Origin of the sequence: Winogradskyella pelagia (assembly GCF_017581965.1) — a bacterium.
GTDB lineage: Bacteria > Bacteroidota > Bacteroidia > Flavobacteriales > Flavobacteriaceae > Winogradskyella > Winogradskyella pelagia.
The window spans coordinates 36,367-57,993 of sequence record NZ_JAGEVF010000008.1 but is presented as its reverse complement, the minus strand read 5'-3'; the positions used below and the strand labels follow the sequence as shown (position 1 = coordinate 57,993).

20 protein-coding genes are annotated in these 21,627 nt (G+C 35.8%); 9 read left to right on the top strand and 11 right to left on the bottom strand.

The window, feature by feature from the left end; all coding sequences use genetic code 11:
• Window positions 1–6: 6 nt before the first annotated feature.
• Together argS and J4050_RS10585 are read left to right on the top strand one after the other, a co-directional pair.
• Window positions 7–1,785, top strand: a complete 1,779-nt coding sequence (gene argS, locus J4050_RS10590; protein WP_208154562.1) for an arginine--tRNA ligase — start codon at window positions 7–9, stop codon at window positions 1,783–1,785.
• Between the two features lie 112 nt (window positions 1,786–1,897).
• Complete coding sequence (locus J4050_RS10585; protein ID WP_243878616.1) at window positions 1,898–3,184, top strand: carboxypeptidase-like regulatory domain-containing protein; 1,287 nt, start codon at window positions 1,898–1,900, stop codon at window positions 3,182–3,184.
• 110 nt (window positions 3,185–3,294) lie between these two features.
• Here J4050_RS10585 and J4050_RS10580 read toward each other — a convergent pair whose 3' ends face one another.
• The 3 genes from J4050_RS10580 to J4050_RS10570 all read right to left on the bottom strand — a co-directional run bounded on the left by J4050_RS10580 (window position 3,295) and on the right by J4050_RS10570 (window position 7,088).
• Entirely contained in the window at window positions 3,295–5,601 is a 2,307-nt protein-coding gene (locus J4050_RS10580; protein ID WP_208154561.1) for a TonB-dependent receptor plug domain-containing protein, read from the bottom strand.
• Entirely contained in the window at window positions 5,594–6,490 is an 897-nt protein-coding gene (locus J4050_RS10575; protein ID WP_243878615.1) for a FecR family protein, read from the bottom strand. Before J4050_RS10575 ends, J4050_RS10580 begins: the two co-directional genes overlap by 8 nt.
• Window positions 6,491–6,569: 79 nt before the next feature.
• Entirely contained in the window at window positions 6,570–7,088 is a 519-nt protein-coding gene (locus J4050_RS10570; RefSeq protein WP_208154560.1) for an RNA polymerase sigma factor, read from the bottom strand.
• Between the two features lie 104 nt (window positions 7,089–7,192).
• On the opposite strand from J4050_RS10570, the gene J4050_RS10565 reads away from it, so the two are divergent.
• The 3 genes from J4050_RS10565 (at window position 7,193) to J4050_RS10555 (ending at window position 11,921) form a co-directional block, all read left to right on the top strand.
• Entirely contained in the window at window positions 7,193–9,481 is a 2,289-nt protein-coding gene (locus tag J4050_RS10565) for an FIDD domain-containing protein (RefSeq protein ID WP_208154559.1), read from the top strand.
• Window positions 9,482–9,651: 170 nt separating this feature from the next.
• The gene (gene ffh / locus J4050_RS10560; protein WP_208154558.1) at window positions 9,652–10,983 is read left to right on the top strand and encodes a signal recognition particle protein; all 1,332 of its coding nucleotides are present in this window, start codon (window positions 9,652–9,654) and stop codon (window positions 10,981–10,983) included.
• A gap of 59 nt (window positions 10,984–11,042) precedes the next feature.
• Entirely contained in the window at window positions 11,043–11,921 is an 879-nt protein-coding gene (locus tag J4050_RS10555; RefSeq protein WP_208154557.1) for a bifunctional 5,10-methylenetetrahydrofolate dehydrogenase/5,10-methenyltetrahydrofolate cyclohydrolase, read from the top strand.
• A gap of 6 nt (window positions 11,922–11,927) precedes the next feature.
• Here the strand turns inward: J4050_RS10555 and J4050_RS10550 are convergent, their stop codons facing one another.
• The 7 genes from J4050_RS10550 to J4050_RS10520 are packed head-to-tail and all read right to left on the bottom strand — an operon-like array spanning window position 11,928 to window position 17,211.
• Window positions 11,928–12,350, bottom strand: a complete 423-nt coding sequence (locus tag J4050_RS10550) for a VOC family protein (protein WP_208154556.1) — start codon at window positions 12,348–12,350, stop codon at window positions 11,928–11,930.
• Window positions 12,351–12,352: 2 nt separating this feature from the next.
• Window positions 12,353–13,114: a 23S rRNA pseudouridine(2604) synthase RluF gene (rluF, locus tag J4050_RS10545; RefSeq protein WP_208154555.1), complete on the bottom strand. Its 762-nt coding sequence runs from the start codon at window positions 13,112–13,114 to the stop codon at window positions 12,353–12,355.
• A gap of 37 nt (window positions 13,115–13,151) precedes the next feature.
• Window positions 13,152–13,877 carry an acetolactate decarboxylase gene (locus J4050_RS10540; protein WP_208154554.1) on the bottom strand — a complete coding sequence of 242 codons (726 nt, stop codon included), beginning with the start codon at window positions 13,875–13,877 and terminating at the stop codon, window positions 13,152–13,154.
• The gene (locus J4050_RS10535) at window positions 13,870–14,697 is read right to left on the bottom strand and encodes an alpha/beta fold hydrolase (protein ID WP_208154553.1); all 828 of its coding nucleotides are present in this window, start codon (window positions 14,695–14,697) and stop codon (window positions 13,870–13,872) included. The genes J4050_RS10540 and J4050_RS10535 overlap by 8 nt, the downstream gene beginning before the upstream one ends.
• 1 nt (window position 14,698) lies before the next feature.
• Window positions 14,699–15,073 carry a cupin domain-containing protein gene (locus J4050_RS10530; protein WP_208154552.1) on the bottom strand — a complete coding sequence of 125 codons (375 nt, stop codon included), beginning with the start codon at window positions 15,071–15,073 and terminating at the stop codon, window positions 14,699–14,701.
• 24 nt (window positions 15,074–15,097) lie between these two features.
• Complete coding sequence (locus J4050_RS10525) at window positions 15,098–15,655, bottom strand: hypothetical protein (RefSeq protein ID WP_208154551.1); 558 nt, start codon at window positions 15,653–15,655, stop codon at window positions 15,098–15,100.
• Between the two features lie 17 nt (window positions 15,656–15,672).
• On the bottom strand, window positions 15,673–17,211 hold the full coding sequence (locus J4050_RS10520; RefSeq protein WP_208154550.1) for a helicase HerA-like domain-containing protein: 1,539 nt from the start codon (window positions 17,209–17,211) through the stop codon (window positions 15,673–15,675).
• A gap of 58 nt (window positions 17,212–17,269) precedes the next feature.
• Between J4050_RS10520 and J4050_RS10515 the strand changes: the two genes are divergently transcribed.
• The 3 genes from J4050_RS10515 (at window position 17,270) to J4050_RS10505 (ending at window position 19,000) form a co-directional block, all read left to right on the top strand.
• The gene (locus J4050_RS10515) at window positions 17,270–17,716 is read left to right on the top strand and encodes a RidA family protein (protein ID WP_208154549.1); all 447 of its coding nucleotides are present in this window, start codon (window positions 17,270–17,272) and stop codon (window positions 17,714–17,716) included.
• An 82-nt stretch (window positions 17,717–17,798) separates the two neighbouring features.
• Window positions 17,799–18,431 carry a 7-carboxy-7-deazaguanine synthase QueE gene (locus J4050_RS10510; protein WP_208154548.1) on the top strand — a complete coding sequence of 211 codons (633 nt, stop codon included), beginning with the start codon at window positions 17,799–17,801 and terminating at the stop codon, window positions 18,429–18,431.
• Window positions 18,432–18,433: 2 nt separating this feature from the next.
• Window positions 18,434–19,000: an NUMOD4 domain-containing protein gene (locus J4050_RS10505; RefSeq protein WP_208154547.1), complete on the top strand. Its 567-nt coding sequence runs from the start codon at window positions 18,434–18,436 to the stop codon at window positions 18,998–19,000.
• A gap of 81 nt (window positions 19,001–19,081) precedes the next feature.
• Here J4050_RS10505 and J4050_RS10500 read toward each other — a convergent pair whose 3' ends face one another.
• Window positions 19,082–19,627 (bottom strand): DUF2911 domain-containing protein, encoded by a 546-nt coding sequence (locus J4050_RS10500; protein ID WP_208154546.1) that lies wholly within the window; start codon window positions 19,625–19,627, stop codon window positions 19,082–19,084.
• Between the two features lie 336 nt (window positions 19,628–19,963).
• On the opposite strand from J4050_RS10500, the gene asnB reads away from it, so the two are divergent.
• The gene (asnB, locus tag J4050_RS10495) at window positions 19,964–21,625 is read left to right on the top strand and encodes an asparagine synthase B (protein ID WP_208154545.1); all 1,662 of its coding nucleotides are present in this window, start codon (window positions 19,964–19,966) and stop codon (window positions 21,623–21,625) included.
• The last annotated feature ends 2 nt before the right edge of the window (window positions 21,626–21,627 follow it).

Here is a 21,627-nt window from a genome sequence, read left to right as displayed (position 1 = left end):
TCTAAAATGACACTTGAAACAACCTTAGAATTCCATGTAAAAAATGCAGTAGCTTCAATTTTCGATAGAGATTTGGATAAAGTTGAATTTCAGGCTACCAGAAAAGAATTTGCTGGAGATATCACAGTTGTGGTGTTCCCAATGCTCCGAATAGTAAAAGGTAATCCTGCGGTTATTGGTGAGCAAATAGGTCAGTATTTAAAAGATAATGTAGATCTAATTAATAATTTTAATGTAGTCAAAGGTTTCTTGAATATTGAAGTTGACAATTCATACTACTTAAATCTTTTTGCAGATATAGCTAAAGACATTAAGTACGGATTTTCAAAAACTATAGCAAAAGAGGCTGTTATGGTAGAATATTCGTCGCCAAATACAAATAAACCATTGCATCTTGGGCATGTAAGAAATGTACTTTTAGGTTATAGCGTTGCAGAAATTTTAAAGGCAGCTGGTAAAAAAGTGTATAAAACCCAAATTGTCAATGATAGAGGTATTCACATTTGTAAAAGTATGTTGGCCTGGCAACGATTTGGACATGGAGAAACGCCAGAATCGACAGGGTTAAAGGGAGATAAACTTGTTGGGAAGTACTACGTCGCGTACGACAAAGCTTTTAAAGCTGAAGTTAAAGGTCTTGTTGCCAAAGGTATGGATGAAAAGGAAGCAGAAGTAAACTCGCCAATATTCTTATCGGCAAAAGAGATGCTTCGCCAATGGGAAGCCGGAAATGAGGAGGTTGTTGCTTTATGGAAGCAAATGAATTCGTGGGTTTATGATGGTTTTGAGGATACCTACAAAGCCATAGGAGTAGATTTTGATAAAGATTATTACGAAAGTGATACCTATCTTCTAGGTAAGGAATTTGTATTAGAGGGATTAAAATCTGGCGTATTTTTTAAGAAAGAAGATGGCTCTGTTTGGTGCGACTTAACTGATGAAGGGCTAGATGAAAAGATAGTTTTAAGAAGTGATGGCACAGCTGTATACATGACTCAAGATATAGGTACAGCAATTCAAAGAATAAAGGATTTTCCCGATGTCGGAGGTATGGTTTATACCGTTGGGAATGAGCAAGATTATCACTTCAAGGTCCTGTTTTTAATTTTAAAGAAATTAGGCTTTAGCTGGGCTGAGAATTTGTATCATTTAAGCTATGGTATGGTTGACTTACCAAGTGGTAAAATGAAAAGTAGAGAGGGAACTGTTGTAGATGCAGATGATTTAATTGATGAAATGGTAGATACGGCCAAGGATATTTCTAAAGAACTTGGTAAACTAGAAGGCTATTCGGAAGAAGAGAAGAACCAATTGTATAAGGTCGTCGGACTTGGAGCACTAAAATATTTTATTTTAAAAGTAGATCCTAAGAAGCGCATATTGTTTGACCCAAAGGAATCTATCGATTTTCAGGGTAATACAGGACCATTTATTCAATATACCTATGCTAGAATTCAATCTATACTGAGAAAAAGTGATATAAATAAGGGGTCTGAGGATTTCTTAAATATTATTTTGCATCCTAAAGAAAAACAGTTGCTGAAGCAACTAGAACAGTTTCCTCAAATTATTCAAAATGCTGCCGATCAATACAGTCCCGCACTAATAGCAAACTACACTTACGATTTGGTTAAAGACTTTAATTCGTTTTACCAGAATGTATCCATACTAGGTGCAGATAATGATAAGGAAAAGGCGTTTAGAGTAGCCTTGTGCAATGCTGTTGGCGGCACCATAAAAAATGCCTTTGGTCTTTTAGGGATTGAGGTGCCAAGTCGTATGTAGCAACACATTTTGGAGCGTAAGCACTTTTTTTAACAAATATGCATCCTTGATTTTATTGTAATTCTCCGTATCTTTAGTTAGATAAGTTTTTGTTAACCAAAAATGGATTGTTATGAAAAAAAATAAATTTAAAACGGCTGTAATAAAGCATCTTGTGTTTTATCTAGCCATGATGTTTCTTGGTCCCCTTTTTGCTCAGGTCAATTTCACTGAATTTTATGGTAAGGTTGTAGATAAAAACTCTAATAAACCTTTAGAGGCTGTAAGTCTAAGTATAACCAATAAGAATATTGGTACTGTTACCAATAGCGAAGGAGATTTTGTTTTAAAAATACCTAACGAATATCTTAATGCGCAGCTGTCGATTAATTTATTAGGATACAACCCATATGTGATAGAATTGTCCAATTTACCAAAAACAGATGCCGTCATAGAATTGGTTCAGGTAGTAACCCAATTATCCGAAGTTAGTATTTCTGCCTATAAAGATGCCAAGTTATTGGTTGAGAAAGTCTTTAAGAATAAAATAAAGAATGTTGAAGATCGGACTATAAATATGACAGCCTTCTACAGGGAAACGATCAAGAGGCGAAATAGAAATGTGTCTTTGACCGAAGCTGTTGTCAATATTTTAAAACAACCCTATGATGTACCAGTTAGGGATGCGATTTCCTTAAATAAAGCAAGAAAAAGTACTGATTATAAGCGTTTAGATACCTTATCTATGAAATTACAGGGTGGTCCTTTTTCAGCTATTTACATGGATATAATGAAATATCCAGATTTCATTTTTGATGAAAACTTTAGCAATTACAAATTTACTTTTAACGAACCTTCAACGATTAACGATAAAAAGGTATATGTGGTAAGATTTGAGCCAATAAATAATGCCTTAAATATCATCTATAAAGGCAAGCTTTTTATTGATGTTGAAACTTTGGCCTTAGTTAGTGCAGATTATGCGTTGGATTTAAGAAACAAAAGGCGAACAAAAAATCTTTTAGTAAGGAAGAAGCCTAGAGACATTATAGTTTATCCAATAGTTGCTGAATATAAGGTGAATTATAAATTAAATGGAGACAAATGGTATTATGGGTATTCTAATCTATTTCTTAAGTTTAAGGTCAATAAAAAACGCTCCTTATTCAATAAAGTCTATACCCTTTCTAGTGAAATGGCGGTAACCGATTGGGAAGTTGCTAACTCTGAGAATAGGTTTAAAATGAGAGATAGGTTAAGGCCTACAGTGATTATTGCCGATGCTATTTCTGGCTTTTCTGATCCAGAATTTTGGGGTCAATATAACCTAATAGAGCCAGAGAAATCTATTGAGACTGCTATTGAAAAAATTCAAAAGAGTATTGAAAGAGAGAGGGAAAGGCAGGATAAAACAAAATAACGGAACTCCAAGTTAACGTGTTGACAAGGAAAATAGAAACAACATCTTAGTCTTGTTTCAAAGTACTTATATTCAGATTATTTATTAGTTAGAAATACAATTGAAGTAGTTTAAAAATTTACTCTAAAGCTAAAATTTGGAGTAAATTCTAAAGCTCTATTATCTACCTGAACGATGGTATTAGTTCCTTCAAGAGAGTAGAAACGATTAATAATATTTGTTCTATTAAAAACATTCCAAATAGAAGCGCCTATTTGAGCATTGGCTTTATCGGAGAGTTTAAAATTATAAAGGGCAGAAAAGTCTGTTCTAAAATAACTGGGCAGTCGTGCTTCGTTTGGCTCGTCAAATTCAATAGTGGTATTGTTAGGGTTTTGAATTTCGCTTACGGCCGTATATGGTCTCCCAGAATGCCAATTAAGACCTATACCAATTTTTAAATGCTCAGTATTATAGGTCACAGAAGCATTGGCCACATGTCTTACATCTAGAGTATTTGCAAAAGAATTTCCCTCATTTAATCTCATAAACCTATAGTCATTATTGCTAAAGGTGTAACCCAGCCACGTGCTGAGATGTTTAAATCTTTTGTTAATTAATACATCGACACCAGTTACAGAATAAGATCCTACATCATCAATAAATTGAAATTGATTTTGAAATCCTTGACTACGGGCGGTAATGTTGTCTACATTTTTATAATAGGCTTCGGCAGAAATAACCCAGCCTAATTTACTGTAGCTCAATCCTAGGGACACTTGTTGGCTATTGATGATTGGAACGTTTTCTTCGTCGGCTAGCTGCCATCGTCTTTTTTCAATACCAAAGAAATCTTGCTGTAAATCTATAATTTGGGTTAAAGATTGGCTTTTTAGCTCTCCAATTACTTCGAGCCTAAAATCCTTAAAGAATTTCTGATTTATTACCAGTCTCGGTTCAATATTTAGTTTTGAAAATTTTTCGAAGTAGTTTCCTCTTAGCCCTAACCGCACAAAACTGCTTTTAGAGTTAGAGTACCACTCAACTTCGCTAAAGAGGGCATGGGTTCTAATTACTTCTTTAATAAAGCTTCTGAAATCTGGATTAGTAACTTCTTCTAAGTTTGAAACACCAACCTCGTTAAATTGATAGCCAGCTAAAAACTTGAAACTTTCAAAGGTTTTAGTCGCATCTAATCTAATACCATAATCGTCAACCTCATTTTCTTGAATAAGTTTTTGGCCCATTGTTACTTTGGCATTGTCAGCATCTAAATCATAATTAGAAAAATAGGCTTGAATGGAAGTGCTTAGGCCATTTTGCCACATCTTAGAGTAGTTTACTCCGACGCCTAAACTTGCTTGATTTATACTGCTTCGTTGTTCAATATTCTCATTGGTGTTGGAAGTAAATATTTGGTTGTAGTCTAAATTATTGTAAAGGTTAAGGACATTTACTCTTAATTTCGAAGTAGCGCTAATGTCATATATCAATTTGGCATTTATGTCATGAAACAAAAATGCATCATCCACATTCAATTGAGTTGAAGCATCGTTAATTGCGTTTAATTCAGAATCTCTAAAAATACGATCAAAATAAGCATCAAAGGTAGCTGATTTGAATACGTCCGTAAATGACCTTCGCGCGGCAACTCGAAGTGTGATTTTTTTTGAAATAGGTACTGCTATTAGCCCATCTGCGCTTATCATGTTTAATCCTGCACTACCTTTAATTGAACTACTCAACTCATCAGAAGTTTGTATAGAGAACAAACTAGATACGCCATCACCATATTTGGCGCTTGTGCCATTTTTAGAAATGTCTAAAGTTTCAGTTAAATAGGGGTTAAATCCTGAAATTAAGCCAAAGAAGTGACCAGATTGATACATCCTAATACCATCAAATAAGATTAAATTCTGGTCATTTGTTCCGCCTCGGACATTAATGTTAGATATCTTTTCGTCCACACTTAGTATTCCCGGTAATTTCTGAGCAATTTGCAAAACATCTGGCTCAATCAATCCTGGGAAAATCTCAAAAGCGGAACGTTGAAAATCGACACTCCCAGAAATAGTCTTAGATAAGCCTTTGGTAAGATAATTGGTTACAACAACTTCTTGTAGTTTTTGAATATTTTCTAAGCTACTGTTGTTCTTTTCAGAAATAGTAATAAATCGTTTGCTTAGTTTCTTAAAATTAAGTCCAGTTGATTTAGAGAGTGCCTTTAATGCTTCGTCTAAAGTTAAATCACCTAAAGTAGGAGCAATAGATATTCCGTCAATGGTTTTATCTGCAAAAGAAAAACGCACATTGTATCGCGTCTCAAGTTCAGTAATTAAAGTACGAAGACTTACCTTATCTTTAATTTGGCAATTTACTGAACCGAATGAGCTTAAAACAAAAATACATATCAGTATACTGCGCAGTAGCTTATTCACGTGCTAAAATGATGGTATTGCCTTTAATTTCGTAGTTTAAATTTAAGGGAATACTAATGGATTTTAAAGCAAGTTCTAAGTTTTTATTGGAGAAACTTCCAGAAAATAGTCTTGATGTGTCAATACCTTGGTGGTCAACTTCTACATTATATTGGCTCTCTAGCTCCATTAAAACATATTTGAGTGGTACACTGCTAAACTGACTTTCACCCCACAACCAAGTAGGTTGCCTAGAAGTGTCATTTTTCTTAGCAACTTGTTTCCCATCTATTATTGTAAAAGACATCCCGGGAGATAGAGTTAAAGATGTGTTATTGTGCTCAACAGCTACTTTACCCTCAAAGCAGGTAACATCAAAAATCCCATCTCTTTGCTTAACGTTAAATTCTGTTCCCAGTACACTAACAATGCCATCTTCTGTGATAACATTAAATTTTTTACCCTTAGCTACTTTGAAAAATGCTTCGCCTTCGAGAGAGATATCTCTATTAGAATCCCAGAACCATTTATTATAAGAAATGCTTGAACTGGCATTTAGTTTAACAGTAGAATTATCAGGGAGCACTATAGAAGACTGCTGAGCAATTTCTGTTAAAATTTTAGTGTCACTGTTGATAACATAATAAAAAATAGAAACGCCTAAAACAACTACGGCTGCGATTCTAATCACCGAATTTAATAACTTCATGCCATTAGGCTTTACATGTTTTTCTCCTAATTGCAGTTTAGAGAATTCATCCTTGGCATTAAATTCTGGCGCATCAATAGACTTTAAGCCATTGTCGATTTTTTTGAGTTGTTCAAATTCATCGAGCTGCTCAAAAACCCGCTGTTCCTCAGAACTTAGGTCATGGTCTAGCCATTTTTTTATGAGTTCTTCTTTTTTCATTATACGTTAACTATATGTAAAACAGTTAAAGTTCAGTTTTTCCTACCCTTTACTTTTTATATTTTATTCTACCCTATTATTATTTGAGTTCTTCTATATCATTTCTTAACTTTTTAAGGGCACCATATATTCGTTTTTCAACGGCTTTTGTGGAGATATTTAAAAGTTCTGCAATTTCTTTAAATCGTTTACCCTCGACTCTGTTCATTAAAAATGCAATTCTTTGCGCCTCCGTTAAATTTGCTAAGCATCGTTCTAGTTTGACCTGAAATTCTTTTTCTTGTAACAGAAATTCGGGAGATTCATTTGTGGAATTTTTTTGTGGAATTTTTTTAAACTTCAATACTACTTTTTGGTGCGCAGTTTCATTAAGCATCAAATTGTTTGCTGTGGTAAAAAGAAAGCTTTTAGCTTTAGATGGTTCAATTTTCCCACAATTCTGCCAAAGTTTTATAAATGCATCTTGGACCTTATCTTTTGGGTTTAGACGCTCCCCAAATTTGTAATATAAAAAGTTATGAAGGTTTTTGGCATGTTTGCTATAAATACGCTCAAACAAGCTTTCATTACAGATATTATCCTTTATTGATTTGTTCATTGCCCTAATCTATCGCCAAATTAAATAAAAAAAATTACACTAGTAGGGTAGGAGATTTTGAGACTAGCTTGTTTTATAGGCAAATCACTAAATCTTAATACGCTATGAAGTTTAAATTCAATTTATTTTTTATCCTAATTTTCGGATTCGGCTTATTTTTTACGTCCTGTCAAGATGAAGTAGTAGAAATTACGCCACCAGAAGAACAAGAAGTTATTACGCCACAGTCTCCTGTCGCTGCCTCAATGAGCGCAATGACTGCTAATAATGGATCTAATGATGATGTGCTTGATAATACGAGTTGTTATTCTGTTGAATTACCAGTGACCATTGTATCTGGAAATATTACAATTGTAATTGAAAATACAGAGGATCTTGTTGAGCTCGCTGAATTTTTAGCCCAATTTGAAGACGATGACGATGTGTTTGATTTTGTCTTTCCAATAACTCTAATATTTAACGATTATACAGAAATTGTTATAGATAGTGAAGAAGAGCTTGAGCAATTGGTTGAGGATTGCGTTGATAATGATGTTGATGACGTTATAGAATGCATAGACTTTGTATATCCAATTTCATTCTCTGTTTTCAATCTAGATTTCGATTTAATAGATACCATTGTGGTCAATAATGACCAAGCGCTATATGGATTTTTAGATTCTTTAGAAGATGATAATGACGCTCTAATTGTAAGCTTAAACTATCCCGTAACTTTAGTTTATGCTAACGGAGAAACTGTTGAGGTTAATTCTAATTCGCAATTAGCTGAGGTCATTGAGGCAGCAGAAGATTCTTGTGATGATGACGAGCCTCAAGTTTGTACTCAGGAAGAATTGGAGGCTAACCTCACAGAATGTTTGTGGGAGGTTAACGACCAGTTTAATGATTTTAATGATTTCTACATAGATTTTAATTCAGATGGGACCTTACAAATATTAGCAGGACCAAACACTCAAGCAGTACAAGGTAATTGGGAATTGAGTGCAATTGCTTCTGGCCTGGTTCTAAATATTTCTGAATTGACGGCTTTCCAAGAAGACTTTGGTGGCGAATGGAATATTGTTGAATGTGATGACGACGAAATTGAAATTGTAAAAGGTGATTTTGTCTTGGAACTAGAGAAAGAATGCGATGACACATCAAATTGCGACCCATATTCACTTGGTGAGTTTCTGACCATTTGTGGTTGGGAAATTGAGACTTATACGAGCTTTCCAGAATTTGAAGGTATTGATTTAATATTCTATGAGAACGGAACATTTGATATCGTTCAAAACGGTGATACTATCAGTTCGCAGAACATGTGGAATATTGGTGTTGAATCCAATACGGCAGTATTGTATTTAGATACTGATTTCGAAGACTTAGGTGCAGATTGGCAATTAATAGAATGTGATTTTGATGATGGTTTTGAATATGCATTTCAAAATGGTGACAATATCATGGTGATTGAAAAAGATTGCGATGATACCAATAATGAGGTATTTGAGTGTTTCTTAAGTTTTGATCCGTTCCTTGAAATATGTGATGAAGGTAACGATGGTCCTTATGAAGTCGATTTAAACCTTGTTTTTGCTAATTGCCCTGCCGATAGCATTACCTTTTTTGAATCTTTAGAGGATGCAACAAATTTCGTTAACCCAATTCCCAATCCTCAGTCATATGTAGTTGTAAATACACAGTCTGCAGTTTATGCTAAGATTGAATTAGACAATCAGTTTATTCTTCTTGAAATTGGAATATTTATTGAAGATTGCGGTAACGATAATCCTTTTGATTGTTATGACTTAGGAGGCTATGTATTAGAAGAATGTGACGAAGACAATGATGGCTTTGCGGTATTCAATATTTACGAGGCAGTACCATCTTGTGACAGTAACGTCAGTACCGTAGTAACTTTCCATACAACTTTACAAGGTGCCGAGAATAATACTGATTTCCTTGAAGGTGCAACGGCTTATACAAATATGTCTAATCCACAAACTGTTTATGTAAGAGTAGCCTTATTCGATAATCCTGCAGAGTATATTGTTTATCCAGTTGAGCTAATAGTATCCGATTGCGCAGGTAACGATGAGTGCTCTGAAGGTGCCATAAGTGACTATTTGCAAACATGTACATGGGTGCCGGTGAGTTTTAATGGCGATGATAATTTAATTGATTACACGATGGTTTTCAATTCACAAACCTTAGTGGTTGAAGGCAATGGTATGGCGGCAACAACAACATATTCCGTACAAGGGAACAATCCTACCTTCGTATTTATAGATGGAATTAATTTACCCAATATTCAGGCAATAACTGGCGATTGGACTGTGGTTTCATGCGAGCCAGACCGCCTTGTCCTACTACGAAACGATGATGTTCTTATCCTCGAACAAGACTGTAATTAATTCTGAATCGCTTTTTAGGTTAGTAAGTTTAGGTTGATTAAAAGGGTCACTTTAATTAGTGATCCTTTTTTTATTGTCAATTTTTAAAAAACTATGGCTTTAATAGAAATCCATCTTCTGTTATCTAGCTTAAATTCTTAAATTTGCAACTCCAAAAGTAGATTGAGATTATGTTCAATAATTTAAGTGATAAGTTAGATAAAGCATTACACGTATTAAAAGGTCATGGCAGTATTACAGAAGTCAATGTGGCCGAAACCCTAAAAGAAGTGCGACGTGCACTTTTAGATGCGGATGTTAATTTCAAAATAGCCAAACAATTTACCAATACGGTAAAGGAAAAAGCGTTAGGTCAGAACGTACTAACAACATTACAGCCAGGCCAGTTGATGGTTAAAATCGTTAAGGACGAGTTAACCCAGCTTATGGGAGGTGATGCTGAGGGTATCAATCTTTCTGGCAACCCAAGTGTTATCTTAATGTCTGGTTTACAGGGTTCGGGTAAGACCACTTTTTCGGGTAAGCTAGCCAACTATTTAAAAACGAAGAAGACTAAGAAACCACTCTTAGTAGCTTGTGATGTGTACAGACCTGCAGCGATAGACCAGTTACATATAGTAGGAGACCAAATTAATGTTGAGGTTTATAGTGATATAGGTAATAGTGATCCGGTCGCTATTGCTCAAGCCGGAATTGCCCATGCCAAGGCGAACGGACATAATGTGGTTATTATAGATACTGCAGGTCGTTTGGCTGTAGATGAAGCAATGATGACCGAAATCTCCAATATCCATAAAGCTATACAACCTCAAGAAACACTCTTTGTGGTAGATTCCATGACGGGTCAAGATGCTGTGAATACGGCAAAGGCGTTTAATGATATTTTGAATTTCGATGGTGTCATTCTCACTAAATTAGATGGTGATACTCGTGGTGGTGCAGCTATATCCATTAAATCCGTTGTTAATAAGCCTATTAAATTTATCGGTACAGGTGAGAAGATGGAAGCCATAGATGTGTTCTATCCTTCGCGTATGGCAGACCGAATCTTGGGTATGGGTGATGTTGTATCACTTGTTGAGCGTGCCCAAGAACAATATGATGAGGAAGAGGCACGTAAGCTTCAAAAGAAAATTGCAAAAAACCAATTTGGTTTTGATGATTTTTTAAAGCAGATTCAGCAGATTAAGAAAATGGGTAATATGAAAGACCTCATTGGAATGATTCCTGGGGCAGGGAAAATGATGAAGGATGTAGATGTTGATGATGATGCCTTTAAAGGAATAGAAGCTATTATCCATAGCATGACACCAGATGAAAGATCAACTCCATCAGTCATAAATGCGAGCAGAAAAAAGCGTATCGCCAAAGGTTCAGGAACGTCAGTACAAGAAGTAAACCAGTTGCTGAAGCAGTTCACCCAAATGAGTAAAATGATGAAAATGATGCAAGGCGGAGGCGGGAAACGAATGATGCAAATGATGAAAAATATGCCAAGATAGACTGGTATTAAACGTTAAAGTAACAAACACCTGCATATAGCAGGCACAATGAAAATAATATGACACTATTAGACGGAAAGAAAGTCAGCAATGATATAAAGAATGAGATAAAGGCCGAGGTTGATAAAATGAAGGCCAACGGAGAAAAGGTCCCTCATCTTGCGGCTATAATTGTAGGTAATGACGGTGCTAGCTTAACATATGTGGGTAGTAAGGTAAGAGCATGTGAGCGTGTTGGTTTTGAATCTACAATGGTCCGTATGTCTAATACAACTAGTGAGGTGGAACTCTTAGATAAAATTGAAAAGCTCAACACAAATGATGATATCGATGGTTTCATCATTCAACTCCCTTTACCACCTCAAATTAATACTCGTAAAGTGCTAATGGCCGTTCATCCAGATAAGGATGTTGATGGTTTCCATCCTATGAATTTTGGTAAGATGGCTTTAGATATGTCAACCTTTATTCCGGCCACACCTTTTGGGATATTAGAGTTGTTAGACCGCTATAATGTAGAAACTGATGGAAAACATACGGTAATCATTGGGCGCTCTCATATTGTAGGACGGCCTATGAGTATTTTAATGGGAAGAAAGGGGTTCCCAGGTAATTCAACAGTGACATTAACTCATAGTCACACAAAAAATATCACCCAGATAACATCTCAAGCCGATATTATAATATCAGCATTAGGTGTTCCAGGATTTCTCAAGGCTGAAATGGTAAAGGACGATGCTGTAATTATCGATGTTGGTATAACCCGAGTTCCAGATGATTCTCCTAAAGGTTACTATATAACAGGCGATGTAGATTTTGAGAATGTGAGTAAAAAAGCGAGTTTTATAACTCCAGTCCCAGGAGGCGTAGGTCCCATGACCATTGCTATGCTTTTAAAAAATACCTTACTCGCAAGAGAGCGACATAACAAAAAATAACTTTTTTTACTTGGCGAAGAGTTGACTTTGGTCCTTAAATGCTTTAAACTCCAACGCATTACCGCTCGGATCTTTAAAGAACATGGTGGCTTGCTCGCCAACTAAACCTTCAAAGCGTATGTAAGGCTCTATAATAAATTCAATACCCTTGGAGCGTATTAAATTCGCAAAATTGTGAAATTCTTCCCAATCCAAAACTACACCAAAGTGTGGCACGGGAACATCTTTTCCGTCTACAGGGTTTGTGTGTGGGTCTCCTTCTGTTTTAGATTTAAAATGAATGACCAATTGATGGCCAAAAAAATTGTAATCCACCCAATGGTCACTACTACGGCCTTCTTCTAATTCTAAGGTTTTTGTATAAAATGTTCTGCAGGCGTTTAAGTCGTCTACTGGTATAGCTAAATGAAAAGGTGATAATGCTGGCATAGTTAGCGTTTTGGGTTTCGTTTTTGTTTTGGTTGAAATGTTTTTTTAGAGTCCTTAATAAGATTGCTGAGCTCTTTAAACTCTTCTTTAGTTAATTCTCGGTATGTTCCAAGGTTAATGTTTAGTTTAATATTCATAATACGAATGCGCTTTAAGGTTTGTACTTCGTAATTGAGGTACTCGCACATTCGTCTAATTTGACGGTTCAGGCCTTGAGTTAGGATAATGCTAAATGTATAACGGTCAATTTTAGTTACCTCACATTTTTTAGTCCTTTGACCAAGATCTTCAAGGTAAATGCCACCGGACATACGTTCAATAAAGGTTTGTGATATAGGCTTGTCTACAGTTACGATATACTCTTTTTCGTGGTTATTACTAGCACGAAGTATTTTGTTAACAATATCTCCGTCATTGGTTAATAGAATTAGGCCTTCGCTAGGTTTGTCTAGTCTACCAATGGGAAAAATCCGTTTAGGATAATTTATAAAATCTATTATGTTGTCCTTTTCTACACGTGTATCTGTAGTGCAAACAATACCTACAGGTTTATTAAAGGCTAAGTAAACAAAATCATTTCGTTTTCCACTTATCGTTTGACCATCTACTCTAACAATGTCTTTCGGCGCTACTTTCGTTCCCATTTCAGGAACTGAGCCATTTACAGTTACTCTACCGGCATCAATCAATCTATCGGCTTCTCTTCTAGAACAATAACCCGCTTCACTGAGATACTTATTTAGTCGTTTTAAATCTTCAGACATAATGCAAAAATAGGATATTGCATTGGTATTTTCATGGCTAATCTAATTTGGGAAGAAGTAAATTCATTTGGTCGATGGTTATATCGTCTAAGTGCCCCATGTATTTTGTGTCTTTTGTTATTAAGTGCATGTGCGAATATGCATCATGGTGGGTAAAAATCCCTTGATGCGTCTTTGAATAAAACCCAATAACTACCACCTCTTGGTTTTCAATAAGAAATTGCCTCTGACCTACATGTGCTTCCTTTGGAGAACTTACATTTGTTCCTTCAGGTAGATTTTGTACGTGAATTTCTGCTTTAGCAATTTTCCCCAGTAATTTAAAGACTATAGGAAAAGAATCATGATGTTTTGTCGCTATGAAGTGTTCAATAGACTTGATGGTTTTAACCGTTTTAGGTAATACTAAGGTATCCCAGACGGAAGCGTTGGCATAAACAAAAAAGGGCGCGCTTAAACCGTATTGTTCTTCAACTCTCAAATTATTTTTATCGTCGATAATGGATTGGTAGGTTTTTCCATTTATTATCATTAGTTCACCTCGCATATAACTTTTGGGTCCTATGCCATAAAGACCTTCTTTATTGTCAATGGTATCTAATAATACTTTTGGATATAGTTCACCTTTCCACATAGCATCTTTCATAGCACCAACCACATAAACTTTGTTAAGGGGCTTAGACTTAATTTTTGCTGCGTCATTGCAAGACCAAGCCAAACCCAAGCCAACGAGCAGTAGACCTATGACCTTAGACTTATTCATTTATAAAATTTAATAGTTTTGGAGTAATCGAATGGTCTTTTAAACTATGGCCAAATCCAGAAGTAGTAATTAATTCTGCAAATTTAAATCTATTGGCAAAAAGTAAAGCGTCCTCATATGGAATGATTCTATCTTTCTTATCGTGAACAATCAAACCCTTAATGTCAAAATTAGCTGTAAAGTTAGCAGCTGAAAAGTAGTCAACAGATTTCCCAAAGCGCTCTAGAACGATACGATCTAGGCCTTCAGATATTTTTCTGTTATAACCCATCATACTTTTATATCTCGAGAACACACCCGTGAAATGCGCAGGAGCTCCTAAAAGGATTAGCTTTTGTATCGAAGGAACTTTGTGATTGTTTTTGCAAAATACACTAGCCATACCACCAACAGAATGGCCCACAACCACCTCGGGACTGAACCGTCTTACAGCTACATTAATAAATTCAGAATAGAGTATAGCGTTAAACTGATTTCCGTCCGACCGTCCATGAGCAGGAGCATCTAGAGCAATAACATCGTAATCATTGTCCCTAAATACCTTAAGAAGATAATCCCATCGTGAGGCATTACTTTCCCAGCCGTGTGCTAATAGTACGGTTTTTTTGTTACCATGCCATCGGTATGTAGCGATATTTAAATTATCGTAGCTAAGCTCTTCATAAATTGCTGAACTTATAATCTTCCGTTGAGTCTCTGTATACCTCCCTTTACGTGGTGAAGCAAAAAGATTTAAAGCTTTATTACTAGCATATTTTGAGGAAATAAAACTGGTAGCATTAAGGGCACTACCTATAGTTTTGATTACAAAGCGGCTCATGTTATTGGTCTTCTCTGTTTACAGCATCTATTGAAAATGCAGGAGTACAGATAGCAATATACTCACAAGGCTCGGTAAAAGGGTTAGAATATTGTATACGTGTATGCTTTTCAATTTTAATGGATTGGCCGGCTTCTAGAACAATAGTTTCGCCGTCAATAATAAATTGTTTTTTGCCTTTTATAATAAAAGTATATTCATCGAATTTTGGGGTTTGAAAAGGTTCGCTCCATCCAGGTGGAGCTACCATGTGAGCTATACTAATATCTGAGTTACCGTCTGAAGCTAATCCAAAATGTTCTTTAATAGTTTTTCCGTCATCTGTTGGAACAACAAATGGTGATTTTTGTATTCTGTAGTTTTTTGATGTATTCATTTTTAATACTTGGATTGTTGTAACCTACCAATGGAGCATAAAATATTTAATTTTTGCTTTTTCAGGTATTTGAATAGGGTCTATACTTAGGCTCATGTCAAAACGTAAACTGGCAGGTAGTTCTTTTTTATCTATAGTAAAGGCTGCGTTAATTTCATTGACAGAAACAACGATAGAATTGATTAAATTGTCAATTTTAGAAATTTTATATGCCTTTTGAAGTTCACCAAAAGTACTTAATACAGAGATGTCTTTTTCGGTTTTATAACGTTCGTCAATAATACGGACCGTCGAGATAACTGCTGTAGAATCCAAGGCTTCTCTGGGTGATAAATCCAATAGCTTTTTGCCACCCTTTTCATAAACCTCTATAATATTAACGGAGCCCGCAAATTCATCCCCTGCGACAAAGCGAACCACTGAATCATTAGCGAAAACAGCATCTAAATGTTTAACGGTTGTGCTGTCTGTGAGCAAACCAATATGGTTTTTTTTAATTAAGAACGGGTCTGGGGCGCTTTCTTTGCCACAACTCGTGAGGAATACTGTACATAGTAGTACAACGATAATAAAATTTTTCATAGATTTTTGAGCTTGATTTATTTAAGCATTTTTGTAAGGATTCCTAAAACACTCCTTATTACGGTTGGGCTAGACAGTACTTTAACTATAGGGTTTTGTCTTGTGCTTTTGCGTTTTGTTGTGTTACTTCTTTTTTTACTTTCAGCTCTTTTGAGTGCTTCTTTTTCTTCTTCAGCTTTTTGTTTAGCCTCTTCTGCCTCAGCTTGCTTTATTTTTTTATTCAGCATCTCATATGCACTTTCCCTATCAATTTCTTGGTTGTATTTTTTGGTAAGTTCAGATTGTGCTAACAATCTAGAAAGTTCAGAAGCTGACAAAATATCCATACGACTCATTGGAGCACGCATCATAGTTGCTGCCAATGGTGTAGGTTTTCCTTTTTCATTTAGTGCAGAAACTAAAGCTTCTCCAATACCAAGTGATGTTAATACTTCTGCAGTATCGTAGTAATCTGTGTCAGGATAATTCTCAGCTGTGAGTTTAATGGCTTTTCTGTCCTTAGCCGTGAAAGCCCGTAAAGCGTGTTGTACTTTTAAGCCTAGTTGGCCTAATACCTCTTCAGGTACGTCAGTAGGATTCTGGGTTACAAAATATAAGCCAACACCTTTACTCCTTATGAGCTTAACGATACTTTCAATCTGATTGAGTAGAGCGCCTGAAGCTTCATTAAAAATAAGGTGCGCTTCATCAATAAACATCACAAGCTCAGGTCTTCCGCTATCACCTTGCTCTGGGAAAGTAGAATAGATTTCTGCCAATAAACTCAGCATAAAAGTTGAAAACAATTTCGGTCGGTCTTGGATATCAGTAAGTCTGATAATGTTAATATAACCTCTGCCGTTTTCGTCAATCCTAAGTAAATCTTGAGTATCAAATGACGTTTCACCAAAAAATAAATCTCCTCCTTGCTGTTCTATTTCAATAATCTTTCTCAAAATTGCTCCTGTAGATGCAGTAGAGATGCGCCCATAGGCTTCTTGAAATTCTTTTTTGCCGTCACCAGTTGCATATTGAAGTATTTTCTTGAAATCCTTTAAATCTAGAAGAGGAAGTTTATGGTCGTCGCAATATTTAAAAATAACCGATATAATCCCGGCTTGAGTTTCAGTAACATCTAGAATCCGAGATATTAATACGGGACCAAACTCACTAATAGTCGCCCTAAGTCTTACGCCATCTTGTTCCGAAAGAGTTAGAATTTCAACAGGGAAGGATTTTGGGTCAAATGGTAATCCGATTTTTTCATGACGTTCATCAATTTTAGGATGGCCAGGGCTTGGTTTCGCAAGTCCACTTAAATCACCTTTAATGTCCATAAGTAATACAGGCACCCCTTTTTCAGAAAGGTTTTCTGCTAATACTTGCAAGGTTTTGGTCTTTCCTGTTCCTGTAGCTCCAGCAATTAAACCATGTCTGTTCATAGTTTTAAGAGGGACATTTACATAGGCATTGGTCATCGTCTCGCCATTAAGCATTGCAGAACCAAGGGTTATATAATCTCCTTTAAATGTATTGCCGTCTTTTATATGTTTAATAAAAGCATCTTTATTATCCATTTGTCCAAAAATTTGTATAAAAATACTGTAATTTTAGTCAAGATTAAAACCAAAGTCAATGAAGTCTAGCCAATATATCACAGCCCTTTTTTTCATACTTTTCTTAAGCACATGTAAAAACAAAAGTAATGAGATCATATTCCACAAATCCCACGAGCCAACTCGTGCAAATGTTCCATTTAGCGATGCCGTTGAAACCAATGATCTTTTATACTTAACAGGCCAAATAGGAAAAAATCATAAAATAGGAAAATTGGTCACTGGCGGAATTGAAGCTGAAACTGAGCAAGTGATTAAAAATATAGAGGCTGTTTTAAAACATCACGACTTGGATTTGGACCATGTGGTAAAATGCACGGTGATTTTAAAAGATATCGAGGATTTCAAAGCTTTCAATTCGGTTTATACACGCTATTTTACAAATAAGCCCGCACGGACAACTTTTGCCGCTGCTGAATTAGCTGGAGGTGCGAATATTGAAATTGATGTAATAGCAGTCAAATAAGAAGCCATTGATTCCAGAAACAATTTTGGTTTCGTCTAAACTCACACTAAATACTAGTTTGTTTTGAATATCTTTGCGCCTTATGACGCGAAGAGAACAACAAGAGCTTATTGATAAAGGTTTGCTTCTACCACTTATGGAGGAGTTTTATACCATACAGGGAGAAGGCTATCATAAAGGAACGGCAGCATATTTCGTTAGAATAGGTGGCTGTGATGTAGGATGTCATTGGTGCGATGTTAAAGAAAGTTGGTTGGCTGAGTTACATCCACCTACAGAAACGTCTAAAATTGTAAAAAATGCCATTAATTACAGCGATACTATTGTGGTCACTGGTGGAGAGCCTCTCACTTGGGATATGGGTCCATTAACAGAGCAGCTCAAGGCCAAAGGCGTTCAAACGCATATTGAAACGTCTGGAGCCTATAAGCTAACAGGTACCTGGGATTGGATCTGCCTATCTCCAAAGAAAATGAAAGGACCAACTGAAGAAATATATGCTCAGGCAGATGAATTAAAGTGTATAATTTATAATAATGACGACTTTAAGTTTGCCGAAGATCAAGCTATGAAGGTTAATGCCAATTGTATTTTGTATCTTCAGCCAGAGTGGAGTAAGAGAGACAAGATGATGCCAAAAATTGTTGACTACGTTATGGCAAATCCTAAATGGAAAGTGTCTCTTCAAACACATAAATATTTAAATATCCCTTAATTATGACATTTGAAGGTATTCAAGATTTAAGACAAGAAATCTGGAAACCTGTTAAGTTTGATACTACGATTAATCCCGATGAAAACTATCAGGTTTCAAATTATGGACGTTTAATACGTATTAAAGAAGGTACACCATTTCTTTTTAAACCTTACATTATGAACGGTTACCCTTATTTTAGGGTAAAAAAGACCGAAAAGAAAAAATTTAAGACTTTTTATTTGCACAAGGTGGTGGCGCAGCATTTTTTAGAACAAGGTGATGGTGTATTCGTTATCCATTTAGATTATGATAAACTCAATAATGAAGTCTCTAATTTAAAATGGGCTACTAAGCGAGAAAAGGAGTTGCACCAATGGAAAAATCCGGTTTTTATCAAAGCAAAGAAAAACCAAAAACGGACTTATGCCAAGCTTTCTGAAAATAACGTACGCCTTATAAAGAAAATGATTAATGACCCCAATCGAAGGACAAGACTTAAGATAATCGCCAAACGATTTGGTGTTTCAACTATGCAACTTCAACGCATCAAAACTGGCGAGAATTGGGGAGACGTACCATCGCTCTAAAACAAAATAGGTCATAAACAAAAAAAGTCTCAATGATATGATTGACCATTGAGACTTTAATTTTATACGTAAGTATTACTCTTATTTAGTAAAGGGAACAGCAATACGCATATTGCCCCAACCTAAATGCATATGAACACCATCTTTTGATTCTTCAAATGCAATAGAAAACGCTTCAAGAGATTCTTTCCCTTCAGATACAGGTACTGCTAATCGTGCAACATCATTTTCTTGTTTGTAGAAATAACTTCCCCAAACATTGAGATCGGTATTTATAATAGCCGTCCATTCTTTTTCTCCAGGAATTACATAAAAAGTATATGTGCCAGCTTCTACTTTGGTACCTCCTAGCATCATGTCTGTATAAAGTGTAAGTTCGGCTGCTTCGTTTGCTCCAGTGCGCCAAACTTTTCCTGCAGGTGCTAACTCTTCCATAGAGCGTCCTTTGAGTTGTGGACGGCTGTAGGCGATTTTTATGAGTTTGTCCGAAACCTTGTAAGAACTTGGAAAAGAGGCCACATCCATTGGGCTTTTGTCTAAACCACTAAAATCTTGAGCATTGACATTTAATGATACTGAGAAAATTAGGGCAATGGTAATTGAGGTTAAAAATTTGTTTGTTTTCATTGGATTTTATTTTAGTTATTTTGGTTTATTTTTATAGAATTAAGTTTACTGTAACTTCTACTTTGTCGCATGTAGGGTCTTGTCATTACAAAAAGCTGAGGTCTTAAAACTTCTAATGACCTAGTTTTTTCAGGTTTACGACTAATTTCTTAAAGAGCACGTATTCAACCATGTTTCATATTGTAAAAATAAGCATAAAATATGTACCCTGTAACTTTCAATCTACTACATATAATAGATTAAGAGTTATAATAATTAACCAATAAATCCTTATTAGTTTTAGAAATAAAATAAATATTAAATATTTGTAGTAAAGTAGAATTAAATGATAAGATTATGTGTGGAATTGTATGTGCCTTCGATATAAAACAGTCTTCAGAAGTTTTAAGACCTCAGGTTTTAGAAATGGCTAAAACCATTAGACATCGCGGTCCGGATTGGAGCGGAATCTACAGTGGTGAAAAGGCTGTTTTAGCTCATGAGCGTTTAGCTATAGTTGACCCAACTTCTGGTAAACAACCTTTATTTAGTGCTGATAAGAGTTTAGTATTAGCTGCTAATGGTGAGATTTATAATCACAGAGAGCTTAGAGAGCAGTTTCCAGAGTATCAATTTCAAACCCAAAGTGATTGCGAAGTTATTTTGGCACTTTACAAGGACAAAGGTCCAGATTTTATTGACGACATGAATGGTATTTTTGGCTTTGCATTATATGATGTGCAAAACAATTCTTATTTCATTGCCCGTGATCACATGGGTATTATTCCATTATATATGGGTTGGGATAAGCATGGGACATTTTATGTGGCTTCCGAACTAAAAGCTTTGGAAGGTATTTGTAGCAAGATTGAATTGTTTCCGCCTGGTCATTATTTAAGCAGTATAGATGGCCAATTGGTACAATGGTATAAGCGCGACTGGGAAGATTATGACAAAGTAAAAGATAATGCAACAAGTATTGGGCAATTAAGACAGGCTTTAGAAGATGCAGTGCACAGGCAATTGATGAGTGATGTGCCTTACGGTGTGCTCCTTTCGGGAGGTCTAGATTCATCCGTAACATCAGCTATAGCTAAAAAATATTCGGAGCGTCGTATAGAAGCAGATGATAAAGAAAAGGCATGGTGGCCGCAGTTACATTCATTTTCGGTAGGTCTAGAAGGTTCACCGGATTTGGCTGCTGCTAAAAAAGTGGCGGATCATATTGGCACTGTTCACCATGAAATTAAGTTTACTATCCAAGAAGGTTTAGATGCTATTAAAGATGTAATTTATCAATTAGAAACATATGATATTACTACTATAAGAGCTAGTACACCTATGTATTTAATGGCTAGGGTTATTAAGTCTATGGGAATTAAAATGGTGCTATCTGGTGAAGGAGCTGATGAGTTGTTTGGTGGCTATTTATACTTTCATAAAGCTCCAAATGCCAAAGAGTTCCATGAAGAAACAGTTCGGAAACTGAGCAAGCTTCATATGTATGATTGTTTAAGAGCCAATAAAAGTCTAGCAGCTTGGGGTATTGAAGGTCGCGTACCTTTTTTGGATAAAGAGTTTATGGATGTGGCCATGCGTTTAAATCCTAATGATAAAATGATAAATGTTGAGCGTATGGAGAAGTGGGTAATCCGAAAAGCTTTTGAAGATATGCTACCAGAAAGTGTTGCTTGGCGCCAAAAAGAACAATTTAGTGACGGCGTTGGGTATAGCTGGATTGATTCCTTAAAAGCCATTGTTGAAAAAGAAATTACAGATGAGCAAATAGCTAATGCGCATTTTAGATTCCCAATACAGACGCCACAAAACAAAGAAGAATATTACTATAGAACCATCTTTGAAAATCATTTTCCAAGTGATGCAGCAGCTCTAAGTGTACCACAGGAACCAAGTGTGGCATGTAGTACAAAAATAGCATTGGAATGGGATGAGGCATTTAAAAACATGAATGACCCATCGGGAAGAGCTGTAGCCAAAGTGCATATGGATGCTTACTAGAA